This is a genomic window from Marinimicrobium sp. C6131 (assembly GCF_026153455.1).
In the GTDB taxonomy this organism is placed as follows: domain Bacteria; phylum Pseudomonadota; class Gammaproteobacteria; order Pseudomonadales; family Cellvibrionaceae; genus Marinimicrobium.
In genome coordinates, this window is sequence record NZ_CP110629.1 from 2,594,832 (window position 1) to 2,615,443 (window position 20,612).

General features: G+C 59.5%; 22 protein-coding genes. 12 read left to right on the top strand and 10 right to left on the bottom strand.

From position 1 onward, the window contains the following. The first annotated feature begins 6 nt into the window (after positions 1 to 6). From tatA to OOT55_RS11275, 5 genes are all read left to right on the top strand, one after another. Positions 7 to 276, top strand: coding sequence for a twin-arginine translocase TatA/TatE family subunit (gene tatA, locus OOT55_RS11255; RefSeq protein ID WP_265365966.1), 270 nt, complete (start codon positions 7 to 9; stop codon positions 274 to 276). Between the two features lie 97 nt (positions 277 to 373). Further along, positions 374 to 847: a Sec-independent protein translocase protein TatB gene (gene tatB, locus OOT55_RS11260; RefSeq protein ID WP_265365967.1), complete on the top strand. Its 474-nt coding sequence runs from the start codon at positions 374 to 376 to the stop codon at positions 845 to 847. 8 nt (positions 848 to 855) lie between these two features. Further along, a complete protein-coding gene (gene tatC, locus OOT55_RS11265) occupies positions 856 to 1,620 on the top strand; it encodes a twin-arginine translocase subunit TatC (protein ID WP_265365968.1) in 765 nt (254 codons plus the stop codon). Between the two features lie 97 nt (positions 1,621 to 1,717). Beyond that, complete coding sequence (locus tag OOT55_RS11270; protein WP_265365969.1) at positions 1,718 to 3,211, top strand: methyl-accepting chemotaxis protein; 1,494 nt, start codon at positions 1,718 to 1,720, stop codon at positions 3,209 to 3,211. 8 nt (positions 3,212 to 3,219) lie between these two features. Beyond that, complete coding sequence (locus OOT55_RS11275; RefSeq protein WP_265365970.1) at positions 3,220 to 4,119, top strand: substrate-binding periplasmic protein; 900 nt, start codon at positions 3,220 to 3,222, stop codon at positions 4,117 to 4,119. On the opposite strand, the gene OOT55_RS11280 is transcribed toward OOT55_RS11275, so the two are convergent. Beyond that, positions 4,116 to 4,298 carry a DUF2061 domain-containing protein gene (locus OOT55_RS11280; protein WP_265365971.1) on the bottom strand — a complete coding sequence of 61 codons (183 nt, stop codon included), beginning with the start codon at positions 4,296 to 4,298 and terminating at the stop codon, positions 4,116 to 4,118. The genes OOT55_RS11275 and OOT55_RS11280 overlap by 4 nt on opposite strands. A gap of 309 nt (positions 4,299 to 4,607) precedes the next feature. On the opposite strand from OOT55_RS11280, the gene OOT55_RS11285 reads away from it, so the two are divergent. Beyond that, positions 4,608 to 5,372: an EAL domain-containing protein gene (locus OOT55_RS11285; RefSeq protein ID WP_265365972.1), complete on the top strand. Its 765-nt coding sequence runs from the start codon at positions 4,608 to 4,610 to the stop codon at positions 5,370 to 5,372. A 175-nt stretch (positions 5,373 to 5,547) separates the two neighbouring features. Next, positions 5,548 to 6,735: a cyclopropane fatty acyl phospholipid synthase gene (gene cfa / locus OOT55_RS11290; protein ID WP_265365973.1), complete on the top strand. Its 1,188-nt coding sequence runs from the start codon at positions 5,548 to 5,550 to the stop codon at positions 6,733 to 6,735. Between the two features lie 2 nt (positions 6,736 to 6,737). On the opposite strand, the gene OOT55_RS11295 is transcribed toward cfa, so the two are convergent. Further along, the gene (locus tag OOT55_RS11295; RefSeq protein ID WP_265365974.1) at positions 6,738 to 7,535 is read right to left on the bottom strand and encodes a class I SAM-dependent methyltransferase; all 798 of its coding nucleotides are present in this window, start codon (positions 7,533 to 7,535) and stop codon (positions 6,738 to 6,740) included. An 82-nt stretch (positions 7,536 to 7,617) separates the two neighbouring features. Here OOT55_RS11295 and OOT55_RS11300 point away from each other — a divergent pair, with 82 nt between their 5' ends. Genes OOT55_RS11300 through OOT55_RS11310 form a run of 3 tightly spaced genes read left to right on the top strand, consistent with a single transcriptional unit; the run spans position 7,618 to position 10,291 of the window. Beyond that, the gene (locus OOT55_RS11300) at positions 7,618 to 8,745 is read left to right on the top strand and encodes a DnaT-like ssDNA-binding domain-containing protein (protein WP_265365975.1); all 1,128 of its coding nucleotides are present in this window, start codon (positions 7,618 to 7,620) and stop codon (positions 8,743 to 8,745) included. Next, positions 8,657 to 9,328 carry a replication protein P gene (locus OOT55_RS11305; protein WP_265365976.1) on the top strand — a complete coding sequence of 224 codons (672 nt, stop codon included), beginning with the start codon at positions 8,657 to 8,659 and terminating at the stop codon, positions 9,326 to 9,328. Before OOT55_RS11300 ends, OOT55_RS11305 begins: the two co-directional genes overlap by 89 nt. A 60-nt stretch (positions 9,329 to 9,388) precedes the next feature. Beyond that, the gene (locus tag OOT55_RS11310; protein WP_265365977.1) at positions 9,389 to 10,291 is read left to right on the top strand and encodes a glucosaminidase domain-containing protein; all 903 of its coding nucleotides are present in this window, start codon (positions 9,389 to 9,391) and stop codon (positions 10,289 to 10,291) included. A gap of 106 nt (positions 10,292 to 10,397) precedes the next feature. Here the strand turns inward: OOT55_RS11310 and OOT55_RS11315 are convergent, their stop codons facing one another. Genes OOT55_RS11315 through OOT55_RS11330 form a run of 4 tightly spaced genes read right to left on the bottom strand, consistent with a single transcriptional unit; the run spans position 10,398 to position 14,538 of the window. Further along, entirely contained in the window at positions 10,398 to 11,516 is a 1,119-nt protein-coding gene (locus tag OOT55_RS11315; RefSeq protein ID WP_265365978.1) for a polysaccharide deacetylase family protein, read from the bottom strand. A gap of 10 nt (positions 11,517 to 11,526) precedes the next feature. Then, entirely contained in the window at positions 11,527 to 11,790 is a 264-nt protein-coding gene (locus OOT55_RS11320) for a PilZ domain-containing protein (protein WP_265365979.1), read from the bottom strand. A gap of 54 nt (positions 11,791 to 11,844) precedes the next feature. Next, positions 11,845 to 14,097 (bottom strand): DNA topoisomerase IV subunit A, encoded by a 2,253-nt coding sequence (gene parC, locus OOT55_RS11325; protein WP_265365980.1) that lies wholly within the window; start codon positions 14,095 to 14,097, stop codon positions 11,845 to 11,847. Positions 14,098 to 14,118: 21 nt separating this feature from the next. Then, positions 14,119 to 14,538 carry an LEA type 2 family protein gene (locus OOT55_RS11330; RefSeq protein ID WP_265365981.1) on the bottom strand — a complete coding sequence of 140 codons (420 nt, stop codon included), beginning with the start codon at positions 14,536 to 14,538 and terminating at the stop codon, positions 14,119 to 14,121. Between the two features lie 470 nt (positions 14,539 to 15,008). Between OOT55_RS11330 and OOT55_RS11335 the strand changes: the two genes are divergently transcribed. Both OOT55_RS11335 and OOT55_RS11340 read left to right on the top strand, forming a co-directional pair. Then, positions 15,009 to 15,353, top strand: coding sequence for a hypothetical protein (locus tag OOT55_RS11335; RefSeq protein WP_265365982.1), 345 nt, complete (start codon positions 15,009 to 15,011; stop codon positions 15,351 to 15,353). 102 nt (positions 15,354 to 15,455) lie between these two features. Further along, the gene (locus tag OOT55_RS11340) at positions 15,456 to 16,583 is read left to right on the top strand and encodes an FAD-dependent oxidoreductase (RefSeq protein ID WP_265365983.1); all 1,128 of its coding nucleotides are present in this window, start codon (positions 15,456 to 15,458) and stop codon (positions 16,581 to 16,583) included. 80 nt (positions 16,584 to 16,663) lie between these two features. Here the strand turns inward: OOT55_RS11340 and OOT55_RS11345 are convergent, their stop codons facing one another. The 4 genes from OOT55_RS11345 to OOT55_RS11360 all read right to left on the bottom strand — a co-directional run bounded on the left by OOT55_RS11345 (position 16,664) and on the right by OOT55_RS11360 (position 20,571). After that, the gene (locus tag OOT55_RS11345; protein ID WP_265365984.1) at positions 16,664 to 17,026 is read right to left on the bottom strand and encodes a DUF2750 domain-containing protein; all 363 of its coding nucleotides are present in this window, start codon (positions 17,024 to 17,026) and stop codon (positions 16,664 to 16,666) included. Between the two features lie 34 nt (positions 17,027 to 17,060). Beyond that, positions 17,061 to 17,744, bottom strand: coding sequence for a M48 family metallopeptidase (locus OOT55_RS11350; RefSeq protein WP_265365985.1), 684 nt, complete (start codon positions 17,742 to 17,744; stop codon positions 17,061 to 17,063). Between the two features lie 31 nt (positions 17,745 to 17,775). Next, positions 17,776 to 18,903, bottom strand: a complete 1,128-nt coding sequence (locus tag OOT55_RS11355) for a peptidase C39 family protein (RefSeq protein WP_265365986.1) — start codon at positions 18,901 to 18,903, stop codon at positions 17,776 to 17,778. 99 nt (positions 18,904 to 19,002) lie between these two features. Then, complete coding sequence (locus OOT55_RS11360; protein WP_265365987.1) at positions 19,003 to 20,571, bottom strand: Na/Pi cotransporter family protein; 1,569 nt, start codon at positions 20,569 to 20,571, stop codon at positions 19,003 to 19,005. Positions 20,572 to 20,612: the final 41 nt, after the last annotated feature.

Consider the following 20,612-nt stretch of genomic DNA (forward strand, 5'->3'; position numbering starts at 1 on the left):
AAGGTTATGGGATTTGGTGGAATTGGCATTTGGCAGTTGCTGATCATTCTGGCCATTGTGGTCCTGTTGTTCGGCACCAAGCGTCTGGGCAGCATTGGCAGCGACCTGGGCAAAGCGATCAAGGGCTTCAAGAAGTCTGTCAGCGATGACGACGCCGAAAAAGACAGCGAGAAAGACGACGACAGCGCCAAGCGCAACGTTGAAGACAAAACCGACCCGAACAGTGCTCAGACCCAGCAGGAAAAAACCGCAGCGGACGACAAAAAACGCTCGTAATCCCCGGCAACGCCCTCGGGCGTGCCCTGACTGAGCCGGCGGCGCACTCCCCAGACGGGATGACGCCAATTTAGTATCTGCCTTAAAAGGTGTTTGAGTGTTCGATATCGGTTTCTTTGAGCTGCTGATCATCGCGATTGTGGGCCTGGTGGTCATAGGTCCGGAGCGCCTGCCCGAAGCCGCTCGCGCCGTGGGCCTGTGGATCGGCCGGCTCAAGCGCAGCCTGCGGGAAACCCGCAGCGAGCTGGAAAAACAGCTCGGCGCCGACGACATTCGCCGCCAGTTACACAATGAAGAGGTGATGCGCAGTCTGGAGGCCACCCGCCGTCAGGTACAGGAGGCGGTGGAGGAAGGCTCGTTCCAGACGCCGCTGAAAAAATACAAGGACGAGGACGAGCCCGAACTGCCCGACCACGCGCACACTGAATCCAAGGACGGCGACTCATCCAGCAACACCGGTACCGATACTGGCACCAACGATGCGGACGGCAAGGGCACTGATTCTGAGCCCGGCGACGCCTCCTCCGAGCCGGCCAAGGCACCCCGTGATTCACAGACGCCCTCTTCCTGAGCCCGAGCATGACCGTAACCCCGAACGACAAAGAGCTGCCTCTGGTTCAACATCTGATTGAGCTGCGCAACCGCCTGCTGCGGATCATCGTCATCGTGCTGGTGATCTTTCTGGGGCTGTTTTACTTCGCCAACGACATTTACACACTGACCGCGGCGCCGCTGCAGAAATTCCTGCCGGAATCCACCGGGATGATTGCCACCGACGTGGCCTCCCCCTTCCTGACGCCGTTCAAGCTGACGCTGTTTGTATCCGTGCTGTTGGCCGCGCCGTTTATCCTGCACCAGATCTGGGCCTTCATCGCCCCCGGCCTGTACACCCACGAGAAGCGCCTGGCCCTGCCTCTACTGGCTTCCAGTGTGGTGCTGTTTTACGGCGGGATGGCGTTCGCCTATTTTGTGGTGTTCCCGCTGATATTCGGCTTTTTCACCAGTGTCGGGCCCGAAGGCGTGGCGGTCATGACCGACATCGCCAAGTACCTGGACTTCGTTCTGAAGCTGTTTTTCGCCTTCGGTGTAGCCTTCGAGATTCCCATTGCCACCATCCTGATGATTCACGCGGGCATCATCACCCCGGATGGCATCGCCCAAAAACGACCTTATGTGATCGTCGGCTGCTTCGTGATGGGCATGGTTCTGACCCCGCCCGATGTGATCTCCCAAACGCTACTGGCCCTGCCCATGTGGCTGCTGTTCGAGGTCGGCGTGTTCTTTGGCCGGATGGTCTATCGGCGGGACCGCGCCCGGGAGGCTGAAGAAGAGCAGGAGCTCTGAAAGGCAACCTTTGACGCCATTCTGGCGTGTACATTTTCCCGACCTGTGCTATAAATGGTGAAAACTACTATAAGTAACCATTGCAGCAGGGCCTTTTATGCTTCGCTCACTCTCATTCAAACTCATGGCGGCCATGGCGGCACTGATGCTCACCGTTGCTGCCATCATCCTGGCCGCAAGCTATACCTACCTGGCTCGTCAGCAACAAAGCAATTTCGAGCAGGAAATTGACCGCAACCTTGAGTTGATCAACTCTTCATTGCTTGAGCCCCTGTTTGCCTACGACTTCCAGCAGCTTGAGGCCATCGCCGAATCCCTGGTGAACACCGCCCTCATCGACCAACTGGAAATCACCGACCACCGGGGCAAGGCCATGGCCGATGCCAGCGTCAGTGACGGGGCCGTTCCCGCCAATCAGCACCGCCGCGAGGCGGTGGAAGTCGTCCGCGATGGTGATGTGATCGGACGCTATGACGTGGTGTTCTCCTCGGAGCAGATGGCACAGGTGCTGAGCAATCAGGTCTCGTTGGGCGTGATCATGGTGGTGGTACTGCTGGTGGCGGTCCTGATCACCCTGGCGCTGCTGATTCGACGCATCGTCCTCAAACCGCTGAACCTGATTACCGACAATCTGACCCATATTGCCGAGGGCGGCGGTGACCTGACCCGGCGCCTGCCGACCGACAGTGGGGATGAGATAGCCCACCTCTCGCACAGTTACAACCGGGTGATCGACCAGATAGCCGCCATCATCCGCGGGGTGGTCGAGGTCACCAACACGTTCGACCAGCACGTCCAGCAGATGAGCCAGGCATCCAACGACAGCTCCCACTCGACCGAGGAGCAGCTCAAGCAACTGGAGCAGGCCTCCACCGCCATCAACCAGCTCTCGGCCTCGGCCGAAGAGGTGGCCCGTTCATCGGGGGAGACCGCCGAGCGCACCCGGGACACCCATGACGCCTCCAGTCGTGGGGTCAGTGTGGTGCAGTCGTCCCAGAGCAATATTCTGCGCCTGACGCGCCAGATCGAGCAGACCGCCGACAAGATCACCCTGCTGAAAGACAGCAGTCAGAATATCGGCAAGGTCATCGAAGTGATTCGCGCGATTGCCGAACAGACCAACCTGCTGGCGCTGAACGCCGCCATTGAAGCCGCTCGCGCCGGAGAGCAGGGCCGCGGCTTCGCCGTCGTAGCCGATGAAGTGCGCACGCTGGCTCAGCGCACCCAGAGCTCCACCGAAGAGATTGAGCAGATCGTGCTGCAATTGCAGAGTCACGCCGATGAGGCCCACGATGCCATGGAGCAGAATACCCATTGGGCACAGCAGACCGTAGAGAGCGGCAAAGAAGTGCAGCATGTACTGGAAAGCGTGCAGGCCCACATCAGCACCATCAACGACATGAATCACCAGGTGGCCACCGCCGCGGAAGAACAAAGCTCGGTCGCCAGTGAGGTCAACCGCTTCATCGAGTCCGTCTTCACCCTGTCGGGCAAAGTATCGGACAACGCGCGCAGCATGCGGGCCAGCTCCGAGGAGCTGCTGCAGGAGAACAACGAGCTGCAGCGGCGCATGCACAACTTCAAAGTTTGAGGCTCAACATGTCACACACTTTAGAGCGCCTGTTGGCACGAGCCCGCCGCGGATGCTGGGTTCTGGCCCTGATTGGCGCCACCGCCGCAACCAACACCCAGGCCCAGACGACCCTGCGCGTCAATCAGACCGATCACCCACTGGATGAGTTTGCGGTCGGCGCCCTTCGGGTCGCGCTGGAATTTATGGACGGTGACTACGAACTCGCCATCAGCGATGACCCCATTACCCAGACGCGGGCCATTGAACGACTGGAATCGGACCAGATGGATGTGATGTGGCTATCGTCAAACCAGGAGGTGGAAAGCCGCCTGCGCCCCATCCGGTTCCCGCTCCTGAAAGGCCTGCTGGGCTATCGGGTGTTCATCATCAATCCGGATCGTCAGGCGGACATGAGCCGCGTTACAGACATCACGGACCTGAAAGCGCTGACCTTTGGGCAGGGCGCGGGCTGGCCCGACATTGCCATTCTGGAAGCCAACGGCCTGGAGGTCATCACCACCAGCAAATACGACAACCTGTTTTATATGGTGGAGGGGGGGCGCTTCGACGCCTTTCCGAGAGGCGTTCTGGAGCCCTGGACCGAGCTGGCGGCGCGACCGGATTTACCACTGGCCGTGGAAGAGCGGTTGGTCCTGGTCTATCCTCTACCGTTCTACCTGTTTGTCAGCAAGGAAAACGCCGCGCTTGCGCAAGCCATTCATGCCGGGCTGGATCGAGCGCTGGAAAGCGGACGCTACGATGAATATTTCTTCCAACATCCGATGATTGAAGACGCTCTGACCCGCTCAAACCTCGCCGGGCGACGAGCTTTCCCACTGGAAAACCCCACCCTCACGGAGGCAACGCCTCGGAGCCGCGAGGCGTACTGGCTCGACATGGAGCGCTTGCGGGAGAGGAGCGACTAGTGGACTGCGCGGCGCTCCAGCCGCTTCCAGCCCAACTCGTGAAAGTGGTACGCCACGGTGTTGATCGCCGGCTCAACCAGCGCCACGGCGCCGCCCACCACCCAACTGCCGGTAATCACGTAGGCCACGCTGAAGGCTACCGTAAAGTGCAACATAGCGAACGTCATTGTCTTGGTCATGATCGCCTCCCAACCCGCTGAACATCATAATGGCGAGGGAATCCCCGCCCATTACCACCATAATAATGATTCCCATTGATAAATAAACTTGATTTGCCATATCGCCCTGATAGATTCGTTCTAACATGAGAAAAGAGCCTATGGAATGTAAATTTGGCGCATTTTTACACTTTTTTGCGCCTCTATCTGACGCTATTTGGGGAGAACTTGTCTATACTGGAAACGCTGGCCGTCCGTAGCGGGGGTGGGCCTATACATCACTGATAAGGCATCCAAGAAGTGCCGTTCAAACGCAAAGGGCTGGTTTTCATGTCACAATCCGAACCCCAGATAGCCTCGGGCTGCAGTCGCTGTCGGGATTTACCCTCTCTCCCCTTCGAATTCACCATGGCCTTTCAGCCCATTGTGGATATCCAAAAACGCGAAGTGTTTGCCTACGAAGCTCTGGTGCGAGGCACCCAGGGCGAAGGCGCCTTCCAGATTCTGCAGCAAGTCACCGACGATAACCGCTACCAATTCGATCAGTCCTGCCGGACCAAAGCCATCGAGTTGGCCGCCAAGCTGGAGATAACCACGTTTCTGAGCATCAACTTTCTGCCCAACGCCGTCTACGAACCCAAAAGCTGTATCCGCGCCACACTGGCGGCGGCAGAAAAATTTGATTTTCCGTGCAACCGCATCATTTTCGAGGTCAACGAATCAGAACCGGTGGGCGATCCCGGCCATCTTGAGGGTATTTTCGAAGAGTACAATGCACAGGGCTTCACCACCGCCATTGACGATTTTGGTGCGGGTCACGCCGGGCTCAATCTGTTAGCCGACTTCCAACCCGGCATCATAAAGCTTGATATGGCCCTGATCCGCCATATCGATACCAACCGGATTCGCCAGTCCATCGTCCAGGGCGTGGTGAACACCTGCCGGGAACTCGGCGTGGAAGTCATTGCCGAGGGTGTAGAAACCGCCGGAGAGCTGGCCACACTGCGCTCCATGGGCATCCACCTGATTCAGGGTTACCTACTGGCCAAACCCGCAGTGGAGACCCTTCCGGAGGTGGATTACAGCGCACTGTAATTCAACATTGGGGACGGCCCGAGTGGCCGTCTTCATTGACAATGGCTGAAATTACTTCCAGTTACTGGATAACACGGTTCCCAAACGCTATGTTTTTAAGCTAAAGATCATAGAAACGCGCGGATCCTTGACGTACCGCCTCCCTGTTTTTAAAACTACAGGAGAATGATGGATTATGGCGAACACCACCTCAGCACCAGAAACGCGAACGCAGACCCCACCCAGTACCGACAAACACACCGCTGCCGAGCAGTTTTTCATTGAATTGGCGGCCGAAGCGGACATCCGGATCAACGGTGATCGACCCTGGGATATCCGGGTATACAACCCCTCTTTCCTGTCCCGGGCCCTCTCGTCGGGCGCCCCTCTGGCGTTTGCCGAAGCCTACATGCAAGGCCACTGGGACTGTGATCATATCGACGAGATGATGACTCGTGTTCTGCACGCCCATCTGGAGCGGCGCCTCAAAAAGTTTGGCACCCTCCAGCTTCTGAAAGCCTACCTCAGCGCTGCCGTCATCAATAAGCAGGATCCCAACCGGGCCTTCAAGGTAGGGGAGGTTCATTACGATATCGGTAACGATCTGTATCGACGCATGCTCGACTCCCGCATGATCTACAGCTGCGCTTATTGGGCGAACGCCGACAATCTGGAAGAAGCGCAATATCAGAAACTGGACATGATCTGCCGCAAGCTGGAACTGAAGCCGGGCATGACGCTGCTGGATATCGGTTGCGGCTGGGGCGGTCTCGCCGAGTTCGCTGCACGCCATTACGGCGCCAGGGTAACCGGCATCACCATTTCCAGAGAGCAACAGCGGCTGGCCCAGGAGCACTGCGCCGGACTACCGGTGGAGATCCGCCTGGTGGATTACCGGGCCCTGCAGGGGCAGTTTGATCGAATCGTGTCGGTCGGTATGTTCGAACATGTCGGCCACAAGAATTACCGTACGTACTTTGAGACGGTAGACCGGCTGCTCGCCGATGATGGTCTGTTCTTGTTGCACACCATCGGCACGGATCGGGAGCAGAACGGCGTGGACCCGTTTATCGAGAAATACATTTTCCCCAATGGCGAAATCCCCTGCCGCCGCCTGATCAACGACAGCAGTCTGGGGTTACTCCGCATGGAAGACTGGCACAACTTCGGACCGGATTACGACCGAACCCTGATGGCCTGGTGGCGCAATTTTGATGCGGCCTGGCCTGAGCTGAAAGACCAGTACGATCAGGGGCATTTTTATCGCATGTGGAAATATTATCTGCTGAGCTGCGCGGCCTATTTCCGTTCCCGCGAAGGACAGCTGTGGCAGATTGTGTACAGCAAGCCGGACAGCATGCGGGAGTACCGCAGCTTGCGGTGAGGCTACGCAAGTGCGGCAATATACGCGAGCCACCCCGGCTGGTTATCCATTTTCTTTCGTTCCCGAAAGCTGCCATCGGCCACATCCCAATAGATGTGCAGCTTTTTGAAGCCGGCCTCGGTCAGCAGCTCGCGGATTTCCACCATGGACCACTGGCGCCAGACGTATTTAAACGCGCGCTTCATTTCACTGCCATCCCGAAACCGGAAGTGAATGTAATTGACGGCCACATTGGTCATCGGATCGAAGCTGTGCTGGTCCCAGACATAGGTAAAGCCACCTTCGATTTTGCGTGTCTCTTCCATTACCTCCTGGGACTCCCAGCCACCGTACATGTCCAGAAAAAAGATCCCGTCTTTCACCAGAGACTTTCGCACGGATTTGAAGTAGCGGACCATCTCTGCCCGCTCCTGAAAAATCCAGTAACTGAAGTTCATGGCATTGACCAGATCGAACTTCTCCCGGGTCACCTGACGCACATCGCGCTGAGCCAGCGTGACCCGATTGCCCGGCTCGCCGAAGGGTTTGAGGTTATTTTCGACTCCCCACTGCAACACGTCCGGATCGATATCCACGCCGAGCGCCGTGCGTTTTTTGTGGCTGTCCACCCAGTGGCCACACAGTAGCGCGGTACCACAGAAGTCTTCACGCATGGTGTAGGGGCGGCGTTTGCGCAGCTTCTTGAATGTTTTGTCAAAGAACGCCACCTCGAACTCCGGTGCCTGAACACTGCGCTGATACAGATCGTGGCGGTCCGAGTTCTTGGCCGTAAAACGGGGTTTGGACTTTCTCTTTGGCAAAGTGACCTCCGGGTTTTGAGTGACAGCGGGTATAATAGCAGGCCCATGCACCCCACCCCCAAACAGTGCTAAAGTAGCGCCCATGACCTCATCGCTGATTCCCGAAAAACCCCTGCTGTTCTCGCCCTCACTGGCCGCCACCATTGGCCTGGAAGAAGCGATTTTACTCAGCGCCCTCAGCGATGTGGCCCACTACCGGCCGGGCACCTATCGGCAGGGGCACCACTGGCTCAAGCTTGAAGCGCCGCAACTGCAATCGCTGCTGCCCTTCTGGAACGACCAGGACCTGCAGCGGGTGAGCAAAAGCCTGCGGGACAAGGGCATCATCCTGATCGAGTCCGCCCCCTACACCGAAAGCCGCCAACTGCTGTTTGCCTTCAACGAAACCGACCGGACCCAGAGCGCCCCGGCCACTCCCGCCGCCCACAACCCGGACCCGCAGACGGGCGCCAACCGCATCAGCCCCCACTGGCGACCGGATGCCGAACTGATGCGGCACATTGCCCAGCACAACATCCCGGACCACTTTGTGCGCGAGCAACTGCCGGAGTTCATTGCCTACTGGCGCGAACGGGGCGAGAGCCACCACGCCTGGGGAGCCAAGTTCCTCAAGCATCTGCTGCGCCAATGGCGCGAGGCCCAGACCGAGCACCAGGTCCGACGCGACCGGGAGGTGGCCATGCACAGCGGCTGGCGTCCCAGTCGGGATGCGCTGGAGGTGCTGGTCAAGCACGCCAATATCAGCCTGGCGTTCATCGAGGACGCCATTCCCGAGTTCGTGCTCTACTGGCAGGAGCGGGGCGATGTGGGGCGCACCTGGAACAGCAAATTCATCCAGCACGTCAAACGCCAGTGGCTCAGGTATAATGCCGCTCTCGAGCACGATACCGAGCTGCGGCGCATCCCGGAGAACTGGCAACCCAGCCAGGATGTGTACGACGTGCTCAAACTGGCCAATATCGACCTGGCGTTTGCCCAGCGCCAGGTGCCGGAGTTCGTGCTCTACTGGCGCGACAGCAACCAGGTGCACAGCTCCTGGAACACCAAGTTTCTGCAGCACGTAAAGTACCACTGGGCACGCCAGCACGCTCTGACCACGCACAACCCACAGGCAGGCCAACATGCAGGACAGCAAGACCCTTCTCGACCAGGCACAACGCGCGATCGCAGCCTCGTCCAGGACCTCACCGACCGAAGCTGGGCCCGCTGAGCAGCAGCGCAAAGCCGCCACCGATGGGCACATTGATGCCCTCAACGAGGCCTTTGCCCTGTTCCGCATCAATTATCACAACCAGTATTACAAGGCCTACAGCGATACCCAGGTGCTCAACCAGATCAAGAAGCTCTGGCTGGACAGCCTGACCCGGTTCGAACCGGACACCATTCGACGGGGCGCACGCAAAGTCATTGAAGAGTCCGAGTTTCTGCCAACCCTGAACCGGATGATGCGCGCCTGCCAGGGGGATCCGGTGGAGTTCGGTCTGCCCGATGCCCACAGCGCCTATGTGGAGGCCTGCCGGGCGCCCAGCCCCAAGGCGGCCCAGCGCTGGAGCCATCCGGCGGTGTACCATGCCGGCCTGGCCAGTGACTGGTTTTTCCTGGCCAGCAGTGCCGAGAAAGTGGCATTTCCGGTGTTTGAGCGCCACTACCTGCGCCTCTGCGAGCAAGTGATGAACGGCGTGGAGCTCCCTCTGCCCCAGACACCGGCCCTTCCCGAAACCACCGAAACGCCTCTGTCGGCCGACGAGAACCACCAACGGCTGGAGGCCCTCAGGCGCAAGCTGGATCTCTGATCCTTTACCCGCCCAACGACGTAACCCTTTGTTTAAATTGATGTATTGAAAGGTGATTGTATGAAGCAGGGTTTCACCCAGTGGCTGCTGGGCCTGAGCCTGGTGGCCTTCCCCCTTGGCTGTCTGGTGCTGACGTTTTACCTGGCCTACCATCCGCCCCAGCCCATGGAAGAGACCGTCGCCGAACGGCAGGAGCCTCCGGCGGTGCCTCGCCCCGCGGAGGTAAAACAGCTACCCGATTTTGCCGCCATCGGCCATATCCCGGATCGCAAACGCGCCTTTTTCGAAATGCTGGTTCCCATGGTGGAGTGGCGCAACCATCAACTGGAACAGCTGCGCGAGGACGTGACTGGCATGCGCACGGTACTGGCAGCGGGAAAAACGCTCAGCGGAAGCCAGCGAGCCCAACTTGAACGTCTGCGGATCCACTTCCGTGTGGATGAAGACAACTACCCCAACGCCCAAGAGGCTCTGGATGAACTGCACAAGCGCGTCGATATTCTGCCTATGGAAATGGTATTGGCACAGGGGGCAGCAGAGTCCGGCTGGGGCACCTCGCGTTTCGCCCAGGAAGCGAACAATCTGTTCGGTCAGTGGTGCTACCGCAAGGGCTGCGGCCTGGTGCCTGGCGCCCGTCCGGACGGAATGAGCTATGAGGTGCAGAAGTTTTCAACGGTCAATGAAGCGGTATCGACCTATTTCCGCAACATCAACACCAACCGGGCCTACCGGGAGGTGCGGGACATCCGCGCCCAGCAGCGTGCCGAGGACGGGAATCCGACGGGTATGGCGATGGTGGAAGGGCTGATCCGCTATTCCAGCCGCGGACAGGCGTACATTGAGGAGCTCAAGGAGCTGATTCGCTACAACGAGCTGGAGCAGGTGCATGAGGCCTGGTTGGCGCCAGAGGAGTCCGAAGCGCCGGCGGAGGTCGAAGCAGAATCGCAGACCGAGGCGGGGTGACGTGGATTTTGTCGGGTTGCGCGCTGCACGCTAACCCGACCTACGGGTAGACTGCTCCTGGGTCGGGTTAGGCCGAAGACCGTAACCCGACAAACGCCGCCAAGAATCAGTTCTCGTGCACCCACCTCCCCTCTTCATCGGTCACCAGCCACTGCTGCGAGAACCAGTAGAAGCGGCCGGACTCTCCGGTGCCAGCAGTACAGTTATAACGGGTCCGGCCCGGCGTCAGGGGCTTGCCGGGCTGAGTGATCAATTGGCGCCCCTCTACCCGGGTTTCTATGGCCCCCTGGCCTCCGGCAAAACAGTTGATTCGACCGGCCAGGTTGTCCTGTTCAAGATTCAACACCAACACCGGCCGGGCGCCGGATGCCACTACAACTTCCTCCAGGGGCTTATCCAGCGCCGCGTCCGCGTACAGCTCGGCGGATTCTATGGGCATGGGACGGGTCTGGGCCTTGGTGGCAAACTCCTCAATCTCGCCATAGGGGCCGCCAAACGGGAAACGCGGTAAGGCTCTCAGATCGCTGTGAGCCCCGAGCGGACCAGACTGCTGGCCAAAGGCCACGTAGCCCAGTGATTCCAGCAGAGCCTGGACTTCATTGTTGTATTCGCCATAGGGGTAAGCCAACATTTTGTGGCTTTGCCCGGTTTCTTCTTTGATGCGCCGCTCGGCATCCACCACTTCCGTCTCAATCCGTTTGCGCCACTGCGCCTGACTTTCACCGTCTTTGCGGCGTTGCAGGTGATTGTGTCTGGTGGAGTGGTTCGCGATGGTGGCACCGTGTTCGGCCATTTCACGCAGTTCGTCCCAAGTGGTAAAACCGCCCTTGCCGTCGTCCAGCGGGTCGGTATTCACAAACACGGTAAAAGGCCAACCCCGCTCTTTGAGCAGCGGGTAGGCTGCGGTGTATACCGATTCATAGGCGTCATCAAAGGTGATGGCCACCGTCCGGTCGGGCAGCGGCTCCCCGGCCTGCAGCGCCTCGACCAGAGTCTCGAGCGGCACCACCTCAAAATCGTGACTCTCCAGGTAGTCCATGTGCGAGCGGAACCGCTTGGGCGTCACGCTGGTGGAAGCCGGAGTCGATTCACTCACGTGATGGTATTGCAGCACCACCGCCGCCTGCACAGGGCTTACCATCGCCAGGGACAACAGTAACCCGATCACCCCGGCCACCAGCGCGACTATGGCCGCCGAACGCCTACCCGGCTTGCTGACGAGCATATAACCTCCATTAATCCTGAAGAAATTTCAATCCGATGCCGTCGGGCTCCGTGCGAACCACCTCCATTTTCACCACCGGTGCCTCCACCGGCATGCCCTGCACCTGCCCGGTCACCACCGACCCGATGGGCGGCATCTGGTCCGGCTCAAGCACCACAAACACGCCGCCATCGGAGATATCACGGGTTTTGACCATCAATTCGCCAATGGATTCATGTTGAATTTTGATTCGGCATGCCAGAGGCGTGCGCGTGTACTCCCGCTTGTCACTCATAGTGCGTCCTCAGGTTATTATTGTTTGTGCGCCCAACGGAAGCGCTCACGGGCCTCAGGATACCTCGGCCCGGTCCACCTTCTGGAATCCCCGGGGCAGTTTGTTGCCACGGCGTCCACGCTCGCCCCGATAGTGATCGAGATCACCCGCCTTCAGCGTCAAATGCCGCTTACCGGCGTGCAATGTCAGCGACTGCCCCTCGGCAATGACGCCAACCGCAATCACGTACTCTTCCCGGCTCTGGACCCGTGCCGAGGGGATGTTCATGATTTTGTTCCCCTTGCCACGCGCCAGCTCCGGCAGCTCGGTGACCGGGAACACCAACAGCCGGCCCTCGTTGCTCACCGCCGCGAGCAGGTCTTTGTCGGGGTTTTCAAGCAGTTGGGGCGCCAATACCCGCCCCCCTTTGGGCAGGGTCAGCATGGCCTTGCCCGCGCGGTTTTTGCTGTACAGGTCGCCCAGCCTGGCTACAAAGCCATAACCGGCGTCCGAGGCGAGCAGCACCCGCTGCTCATCACTGCCCATCAGGGCTCCCTCAAAGGTCGCACCATTGGGCGGATTGAGACGGCCACTCAACGGCTCACCCTGGCCCCGGGCCGAGGGCAGATTGTGGGCCGCAATGGCGTAGCTGCGTCCGGTGGAATCGAGCAGCATCACGCTCTGGTTGGTCTTGCCGCGCACGGCAAACTTGAAGCTGTCCCCGGCCTTGTAATTGAGCGCCGCCGGATCGATGTCGTGCCCTTTGGCGGAGCGGATCCAGCCTTTCTCGGACACCACGACAGTGATCGGGTCGACCCCGATCAGTTCCGTTTCGCTGAACGCCTGCGCTTCCTCGCGCTGGACGATGGGCGAGCGACGATCATCGCCGTAGTCCTTGGCCACCTGCTGCAACTCTTTACGAATCAGCGTTTTCAGACGGGTGGCGGAGCCGAGGGTTTTCTCCAACTGATCCCGTTCTTTCTCCAGCGCTTCCTGCTCGCCGCGGATTTTCATTTCTTCCAGGCGGGCCAATTGGCGCAACTTGGTGTCCAGGATGTAATCGGCCTGAACCTCGGACAACGCGAAACGCTCCATCAGCACCGCTCTGGGCTCATCTTCGGTGCGGATGATGTGAATGACTTCATCAATGTTCAGGTAGGCAATCAGCAGGCCTTCCAACAGGTGCAGGCGCTTCTGCACCTTATCCAGGCGAAACTGCAGACGACGTCGGGTGGTGACGGTGCGGAAACTGAGCCACTCGGACAGAATGGCGTCCAGGCTTTTCACCCCCGGGCGGCCATCGATGCCGATCATGTTCATGTTGACCCGGTAGGTTTTTTCCAGATCCGTACTGGCAAACAGATGCTGCATCAGTTGCTCTGCGTCCACGCGATTGGAGCGCGGGGTGATCACCAACCGCGTGGGGTTTTCGTGGTCCGACTCGTCCCGCAGATCGGTGACCATGGGCAGTTTTTTGGCCTGCATCTGGGCCGCAATCTGCTCCAGAATCTTGGCGCCGCTGACCTGATGAGGCAGTGCGGTAATGATGATATCGCCGCTGTCCTTTTCCCTGGTCCAGACACCGCGCATGCGCAGGCTGCCACGACCGGTCTGGTACATCTTGATCAGGTCTTCCCGGGGCGTGATCAGCTCGGCCTCGGTGGGCATATCCGGGCCCTGAATGAACTGGCACAGCTCGTTGACATCCGCCTTGGGGTTATCGAGCAGATGAATACAGGCTTCGACCACCTCGCGAAGATTATGCGGCGGGATATCCGTGGCCATACCCACGGCAATGCCGGTGGTGCCATTGAGCAGTACATTGGGCACCCGCGCCGGCAGCACCTTGGGCTCATCCATGGTGCCATCAAAGTTGGGCTGCCAGTCGACGGTGCCCTGACCCAACTCCTCCAGCAGTACCTCACTGTAACGAGCCAAGCGCGACTCGGTGTACCGCATGGCGGCAAATGACTTGGGATCATCCGGCGAACCCCAGTTACCCTGCCCGTCCACCAGCGTATATCGGTAGGAGAAGGGCTGAGCCATCAACACCATGGATTCATAGGCGGCGGAATCACCGTGCGGGTGAAATTTACCGATCACATCACCCACGGTCCGGGCGGACTTTTTGAACTTCGCCGTCGCCTTCAGGCCCAGCTCGCTCATGGCATAAACGATGCGGCGCTGAACCGGCTTTAGCCCATCGCCGATATTGGGCAGGGCGCGGTCAAGGATGACGTACATGGAGTAATCCAGATACGCCTTCTCGGTATAGTCTTTGAGAGGGATGCGCTCTTCAGCGTCGGGGGATACTACGACTTCGTTCATGCAAATTCCTGGTCGTTATCGTTAATACTGCAGCTTGATCTCGCCCTGCTCCGAGACGCGCATGGACGGCAGCCACTGGCTGAAATCCAACTTGGCGTCGAAATTGTAGCTGACCCGGTCACTGACCGCCCGCTGGCTGAAATGCTGGACCAGGCGGGCAATGGACAACAGGTTGGCGGAGACCTCCACGGTCACCGGAGTCTCCTCATAAGCCTTGAGGGTGGGCACCTGGCTGGAAACGCCGCTCAAGACATCGATGTTTTCGATGCCGATGTTATAAGAGATCCCGCGCACGGACAAATCCCGCCCATTGGGATTGGTGATACCGAGATGCACCGCAATGCGCTGCTCCATACCCTGAGCCGGCAAAAGCTCAAGCCCCGTGACCTTGACCTGAGGCTCCTGAATACCGAAAGGAATCTGCGAGCAGGCGGCGAGCATTAAGGCCACCACGGCAAAAAGCCCGGTACGAAGCGCTGAGGCGCGGATAGGGGTAGACCGTTCCTGGACCGTAGAGCGCGGGAAGCGCGGTTGCGAGCCCCCAGGGGCCGCTCCTTGGCATCCATGCCATCGCGGCATTCGTGCATCCATGCACATCATGGGTTTACGGCGTGTCCAGGAACGGTCTACCCCTATCCGTGCCGGACGTCCTGCGCTCATCAAACGTTCTACAACCGTCAACAATTGATACCACATGCGCTCTACTCTCCTATTCAGCAGCAGACTGAAACCAGTCCAGTAATGTTTCCAAGCAGACTACACCACCCCGTGGATTGCAGTGACGGCCCCTGAAGCTTTTGTGAGGTATATCACATGACATCCGGGAGCGCTGTGGTGTAATCCCGCACGGACTGGCCCAAATGGACCTCCCCACCAAGAATCAACCGAGCCAACATCAACAGAGAGAGTCTATGCCCAAGCAGCCGCTCAGCACCGACGAACTACTGGGTAGCCGGGAAATTCGTTTCATCGATCGCCAGGAAACCAACTACCCCAACCTGATGCGTCTGTGCCTGGACTTCGACTTCTGCGTCCTGCAATTGTTGCACAAAACCCCCGTACCCACCGCGAATAAATCCTTCGTACTCGTCACCCGGGACTACCGGCTGACACCCACAGCGGCCATCAGCCCCGCCTTCGCCGAACTCGAACAACTCGAAACCTACGTCCACCTGCACCAGGTCGACATCCTCCACGACTACCTCTTCGGGTTCGTGGACGAAGACATCGCCAGCAGTGCCAGAGGCCTGGAGTAACCGGCCACCGTCGGTACCGGTGACTGTCAGAATTACCGGCACTCCGTAGACGCTGAGCACCGGGTTCGCTATGCTCTCGGCTTTTGCCTGAGCGCCGTTGTTATGCGAACTCTGCTTCTGGCCGGTGGTGGCCTGACGCACGCCCTCTACCTGGCCAACGCCCGCCACCTATTACCCGATGATGTGCGGGTCGTGTTGCTGTCGCCCGAACGATTTGTGCCCTTCTCGGGTATGCTGCCCGGGCTGATCGCCGGCCGCCTGCGCTTTCGGGACTGCCACATCGACCTTGGCCAGCTATGCCGGGCCACTCATACCGAACTGCTGTTCGGCCGCCTGGCCTCTCTGGATCCGGAACAGCGCCAGGCCCGGCTCGACAACGGCGACCTCGTTGACTTTGACCTCCTGTCGATCAACACCGGCCTCCAGGCGGTTGACACCATCCCGGGACTGGCCGAATACGGCATGAGCACCCGCCCCATCAGTGGTTTTTTGCCGCGCTGGCAGGAAACCCTGGCGCGCCTGTGCGCCCGGGACCGAAACAACCCGGCCAATCTGGGCATTATCGGCGGCAACCTTGAAGGCGTGGAAATGGCGCTGGCCATTCGCCAAAGGCTTCGGCGGGAAGAAAGTCTCAAGGCCCCCGTCAGTGTCCATCTGATCCACGGGGGCGGCAAACTGCTACCCGAATTCCCCCTCGCCGCTCAGCTACGTGCAGCGCAACTCCTCCAGGAACGGGAAATCCGGGTGCACCCATTGTTTGATGTGGCACGTGTGGACCGCGAGCAGATCTACACCGACCGCCACCAACATTTGCCCATGGATGCCGTGATCGGGTGTGTTTCCGGACAACCCGGAGCCTGGGTCAGTACGTCGGGCCTGGCACTCACTGATCGAGGCCGGATTCAGGTCAACTCACACCTGCAGGCCGTGAGCCATCCCTTTGTTTTCGCCGCCGGTGCGGTCGCCAGTGTCGCTGGCGGACCAGGGCCCGGAGGCGTGACCGATCTGGCGTTGCGGCAGGCTCCGGTTCTGGCCGCCAATCTGGCCCGCGCACTGGCCGGAGAGCCACTCAGGCGCTACAGACCCGGCCGCCGAACCCTGTCGATCATCACCACCAGCGACGACTATGCACTGGCCCGCTACGGCAATCACGTCTGGGGCGGGAGATGGGTGGAACGTTGGAAATATCGGCGGGACCGGAAGGTAATGGCGAACTTCCCCCGGGTCTGACGGCCCCAGGAGGGCCGGTTGCGGTGCGTGGCGGCCGTCGGTCTACTGCACCCCACGCGCCTATCGGGTACACATTGCCGCTACTCCATCTCCTGCTCGAACTCTTCGAGCAAATCCATGGGCTCAATTTCGTCGCCTTCGAGGGATTCGTCCCAGTTCACCCCCACCAGCAATTCATCATCGTGCATACCCGGTAGCCAGTCATCCAGAAGCTCTTCCAGGTCGATTGCCACCGGCTTGTAATCCGTCCACTCCTCCCGGCAATGCACCTGTGCCAGGGCCTGCTCGGACCACAGGGGAATGACGTCACTGTCGTCGTACTTCTCGGAAGGGCACAGAGCCCAGCCATCCGGGCCTTCGAGCCCATAGACGCAGCCGTGGTCCAACGCTTCGACGATAAAACGATCGAGATTTTCAGCGGGGTCGTCGCTCAGTGCGGTCATGGTGGGAATTTCCTTGGGCTTATAACGAAAGGGGTTACAATACCAGACAACGTCCATTGGCCTTCAGCCAATCCCGCTGCCGGGGGTAATCGGGGCACACCTGTTCAACCAGTTGCCAGAATGCCCGGCTATGGTTCATGTGACGCAGATGACAGACTTCGTGAGCGACAAGATAGTCCACAACCGCCTCCGGAGCCAGAAGAATCTGCCAGTTGTACTGAATCTCGCCCGAACGGGTGCAATGCCCCCACTTTGATCGGGTCACTCGCACTTTGACACCGGAACAGGTCAACCCCAGCCGTCGGGTAAGCGCCTGCGTCTTCGCAGTCAAGTGCTTCAGCCCCTGCTCGCGGTACCACCCCTGGACCAGTCGCCGAGCCTGCGCCTCAGACTCAAGCCGACTACGTCGGGAGCAACAGACCGCCAGCCGGTCACCAATCCACTCTACCCGGCCACTACTACCCATGGTCACCGAGAGCGTCAACTGTTGTCCCATAAAAGGCAGCCGGGTGCCGGACACATAGCGATACTCAGGAATCCGGGCCAGCATCTGTTTCTGAGCGTGCACTTTCCGGGCAATCCAGTCGCTTTTCTGACGGACAAACCGGTCCAGATCGCGCTCCGTAATACCCACAGGCGCACGCACCAGCAACTCGGCGTCGCGAACCTCCAGACTGACCGTACGCCGACGGGTAGAGCGTTTAATGGTATAGCGCACAGACACCGCTCGCTTTGCGCAACATCAAGTTTTACCCTCTCGGATCAGACAACTCACGGGAAAGAATCACTGCGGTACGCAACCGGCTTCGACCAAAGCTGGTCATACGCTCGAAATCGGCCCGGGCCAAGGGCAGATACTGGCAGTCCAGTGCCGTCTGCCCCTGACTATCCGGGTCAGGGTCATGAACATAAATACACTCTTCGTCATAGCCACTCATGACCACCCAGTGGGGCGCTTTCTTGCTGTCCATCCGGTAAGTGCTGATCAGAATGATCGGTACGCCGCCCCGGTCAAACGCCGCGATCAGGTCATCCTGACGGACCTCCCGATAGTGAACGGGGACCCCGCGGGCCTCAAGCGCATTCCGGTAATCCTCATGCACCAACATCATGACCGGCTTTTTCGTTTCATCACGTACACCATCGAGAAACAACGGGCCCTCGTGGTTGACCCAGACTTCCGCCCGGTATCCTCGTGAGTCAGCTGCCAATGCCATGCCCATGGGGTGACAACCGCCGTGTCCCGAAGTCATGAAGATGGTCGTCGACTCGCGCCATAGACGTAACTCTTCGGTACCGGAAGGCTCATAGTCAGGTTTCAGGGCGGCCATGGCCATCATCAATGAGGCCGGACCGCAGGTAAAACGGGTACTCTGAGCCAACCAGGGGATCGCCCGATGATAGGCCGTATCGCCGACCACCCGGATCCGCTTCTGGTAACGCAGCGCATCGGTGTGGTCCTCGTAGTAATCCTGGTAAAGCCCGAACTGTTTGTAACCCAGCGTCTCGTAGAGTGCAATGGCGCTGACATTCTTGCTGCTGACTTCCAGGCGCATATAGAAGCGGCCGCTGTCCCGCGCACCATCCTCAGCCGCCCCGATCAGACGGCGCGCCAGCCCCTGCCCCCGGTAGTCCGGATCCACCGCCAGCGAGTAAATGCGGGCCAGGCGGGTCCCCCGGTGAAACAGAACCAGTATGTAGCCGGCCAGACGGTCACCGTCGCGAGCAACCAGGAACACCCGCTGATCGCCATCCAGCCAGCGGCGAAAGCTGCGGCGACTGAGACGGTCGATATTGAAGCAGCGTTGCTCCAGGGCGACCAGAGCATCGAGATCACTGGGCCGCACGCTCTCAAGGGGCAGATTAAGGGAGGACATTGAAACAGCCTTCATCGGATTCATTCACCATTGGGTTCGGCCCATTATTTCGCTCAGGACCGTCTATGCCGCAAGCTCAGGGCTGTTGATCCCGCAAGCTCAGGGCTGTTGATAATTCAGTTCTCGGCTGTGCACGTCGATGCGCCCAATGTGCACAGCGACCCGTTGCAACCAGCGCACCACTTCCATACGAGCAACTCCCTGCTTCAACTCCAGGCGTCCCTGGGCAATGTCGTTCATGGTTTGCCGCCGGGTAGTTTGCTCGATTTGGGTGATTTGTGCGACTCGTTCCTGCACCTGATCCGCGGGCAGCGAACGCTTTCCCCACAGCGACAACACCAACGGACTGAGCGCCGCCTTGGCATCCGCCAGCTCTTCCCCATTACGTAGAGCCACCGCCACACTCTTGTTTTCGCACCGCTCCAGCAACCGCTGCAAATGCTCAACGATCTGTATCGCCGCCAACAGACGCTCCCATTGACTGCCGGACGTTCCCTCCAGGTGGATCGCGTCCAGATATTCCTGTACGTCAGCCAACTCCCGGGCAAGATCCACCAACGGTACGGAGCGACCGGACTCTCCCAGCATGTACTCCAGTTGCTCGGCTACCCGCTCGAACTGTGAGGTCATGACCTTCTGCACCGCGGTCAGGGCCAGCTCGGGGTATTTGAGTAAGCCCCGATCCAGGACCTGTTGATAGCCGTAGGGCTTGTCGGGAAACAGACGCTCAATCAGGCGGGCAAACTGTCCCGCAAACGGCAACACCAGTAATACCCCCAGCAGATTGAACGCGGAGTGGAAGCCCACCAGCGCAAACTCTTCATGCGCCACAAAAGTCTCGGCCGCCGCGAACTGCCACATGGCGATGTAGGGTGCAATCAGAAACAGTGCCAGCGAGCTGACGCAGGTGTTGTACAGGACGTGGGAAAAACCGGTGCGACGCACCGACACGTTGCCCCCGATAGTGGCCGCCGCGGCCGTGAAGCTGGTACCGATGTTCATGCCCACCACCAGAGACGCGGCCTGCTCAAACGCAATGGTATCCGTGTGCAGGGCTGTCAAGGCGGACACGACCCCTGCACTCGAAGACTGGGTCACGAGGGTGAACAGAACCCCCACTGCCACCAGCTTTAGCTTGCCCCATAGGTCACCGGCCGGAAACTGACTGAAATCCATTTGCTCCCGTAAACCTTCCAGTCCTCCCTGTAAAGCGTCGATACCGATAAAAATCAGGCCAAAGCCGGCCAATGCGTACCCCAACCCACCCAGTGAGCGGTGCCCAAACAGTTTGAGCATGGCCCCGGCGAACACGAATAAGGCCGCCAGCAGAGACAACTTGAACTTGAAGCCAACCAGCGCGACGATCCAGCCCGTGACTGTGGTTCCCAGCGCCGATCCAAAAATAATGCCCAGTGCCTGGGAGAACCCGAGCAACCCGGCGCCCACAAAACCGACGGTCGCCACAATGGTGGCACTGGAGGATTGCAGCACCGCCGTGCCAACGAGCCCGGTCACGACTCCGCTGACCGGACTGCGGGTAAAACGCATCAACACCTGGCGAATGGCGTCTCCTGCCATCGCTTTGAGGCCCTCGGTCATGAGCGTCATCCCCAGCAGGAACAAGCCCAGCCCCCCCAATGCCTCAACCAGAACCCGAATTAATACCATGATGACCCGCCGATCGACTCCAGTCAGCCCGCCAGGGGGAT

Bases quoted from the DNA above. Each gene is read 5' to 3' on its own strand.
- OOT55_RS11310 (WP_265365977.1), top strand. From the start codon at position 9,389: ATGAAGCAGGGTTTCACCCAGTGGCTGCTGGGCCTGAGCCTGGTGGCC.
- OOT55_RS11275 (WP_265365970.1), top strand. From the start codon at position 3,220: ATGTCACACACTTTAGAGCGCCTGTTGGCACGAGCCCGCCGCGGATGC.
- cfa (WP_265365973.1), top strand. From the start codon at position 5,548: ATGGCGAACACCACCTCAGCACCAGAAACGCGAACGCAGACCCCACCC.
- OOT55_RS11305 (WP_265365976.1), top strand. From the start codon at position 8,657: ATGCAGGACAGCAAGACCCTTCTCGACCAGGCACAACGCGCGATCGCA.
- OOT55_RS11335 (WP_265365982.1), top strand. From the start codon at position 15,009: ATGCCCAAGCAGCCGCTCAGCACCGACGAACTACTGGGTAGCCGGGAA.
- OOT55_RS11270 (WP_265365969.1), top strand. From the start codon at position 1,718: ATGCTTCGCTCACTCTCATTCAAACTCATGGCGGCCATGGCGGCACTG.
- OOT55_RS11315 (WP_265365978.1), bottom strand. From the start codon at position 11,516: ATGCTCGTCAGCAAGCCGGGTAGGCGTTCGGCGGCCATAGTCGCGCTG.
- OOT55_RS11320 (WP_265365979.1), bottom strand. From the start codon at position 11,790: ATGAGTGACAAGCGGGAGTACACGCGCACGCCTCTGGCATGCCGAATC.
- OOT55_RS11340 (WP_265365983.1), top strand. From the start codon at position 15,456: ATGCGAACTCTGCTTCTGGCCGGTGGTGGCCTGACGCACGCCCTCTAC.
- tatA (WP_265365966.1), top strand. From the start codon at position 7: ATGGGATTTGGTGGAATTGGCATTTGGCAGTTGCTGATCATTCTGGCC.
- OOT55_RS11360 (WP_265365987.1), bottom strand. From the start codon at position 20,571: ATGGTATTAATTCGGGTTCTGGTTGAGGCATTGGGGGGGCTGGGCTTG.
- OOT55_RS11330 (WP_265365981.1), bottom strand. From the start codon at position 14,538: ATGCTCGCCGCCTGCTCGCAGATTCCTTTCGGTATTCAGGAGCCTCAG.
- OOT55_RS11280 (WP_265365971.1), bottom strand. From the start codon at position 4,298: ATGACCAAGACAATGACGTTCGCTATGTTGCACTTTACGGTAGCCTTC.
- parC (WP_265365980.1), bottom strand. From the start codon at position 14,097: ATGAACGAAGTCGTAGTATCCCCCGACGCTGAAGAGCGCATCCCTCTC.
- OOT55_RS11355 (WP_265365986.1), bottom strand. From the start codon at position 18,903: ATGTCCTCCCTTAATCTGCCCCTTGAGAGCGTGCGGCCCAGTGATCTC.
- OOT55_RS11345 (WP_265365984.1), bottom strand. From the start codon at position 17,026: ATGACCGCACTGAGCGACGACCCCGCTGAAAATCTCGATCGTTTTATC.
- OOT55_RS11285 (WP_265365972.1), top strand. From the start codon at position 4,608: ATGTCACAATCCGAACCCCAGATAGCCTCGGGCTGCAGTCGCTGTCGG.
- OOT55_RS11300 (WP_265365975.1), top strand. From the start codon at position 7,618: ATGACCTCATCGCTGATTCCCGAAAAACCCCTGCTGTTCTCGCCCTCA.
- tatC (WP_265365968.1), top strand. From the start codon at position 856: ATGACCGTAACCCCGAACGACAAAGAGCTGCCTCTGGTTCAACATCTG.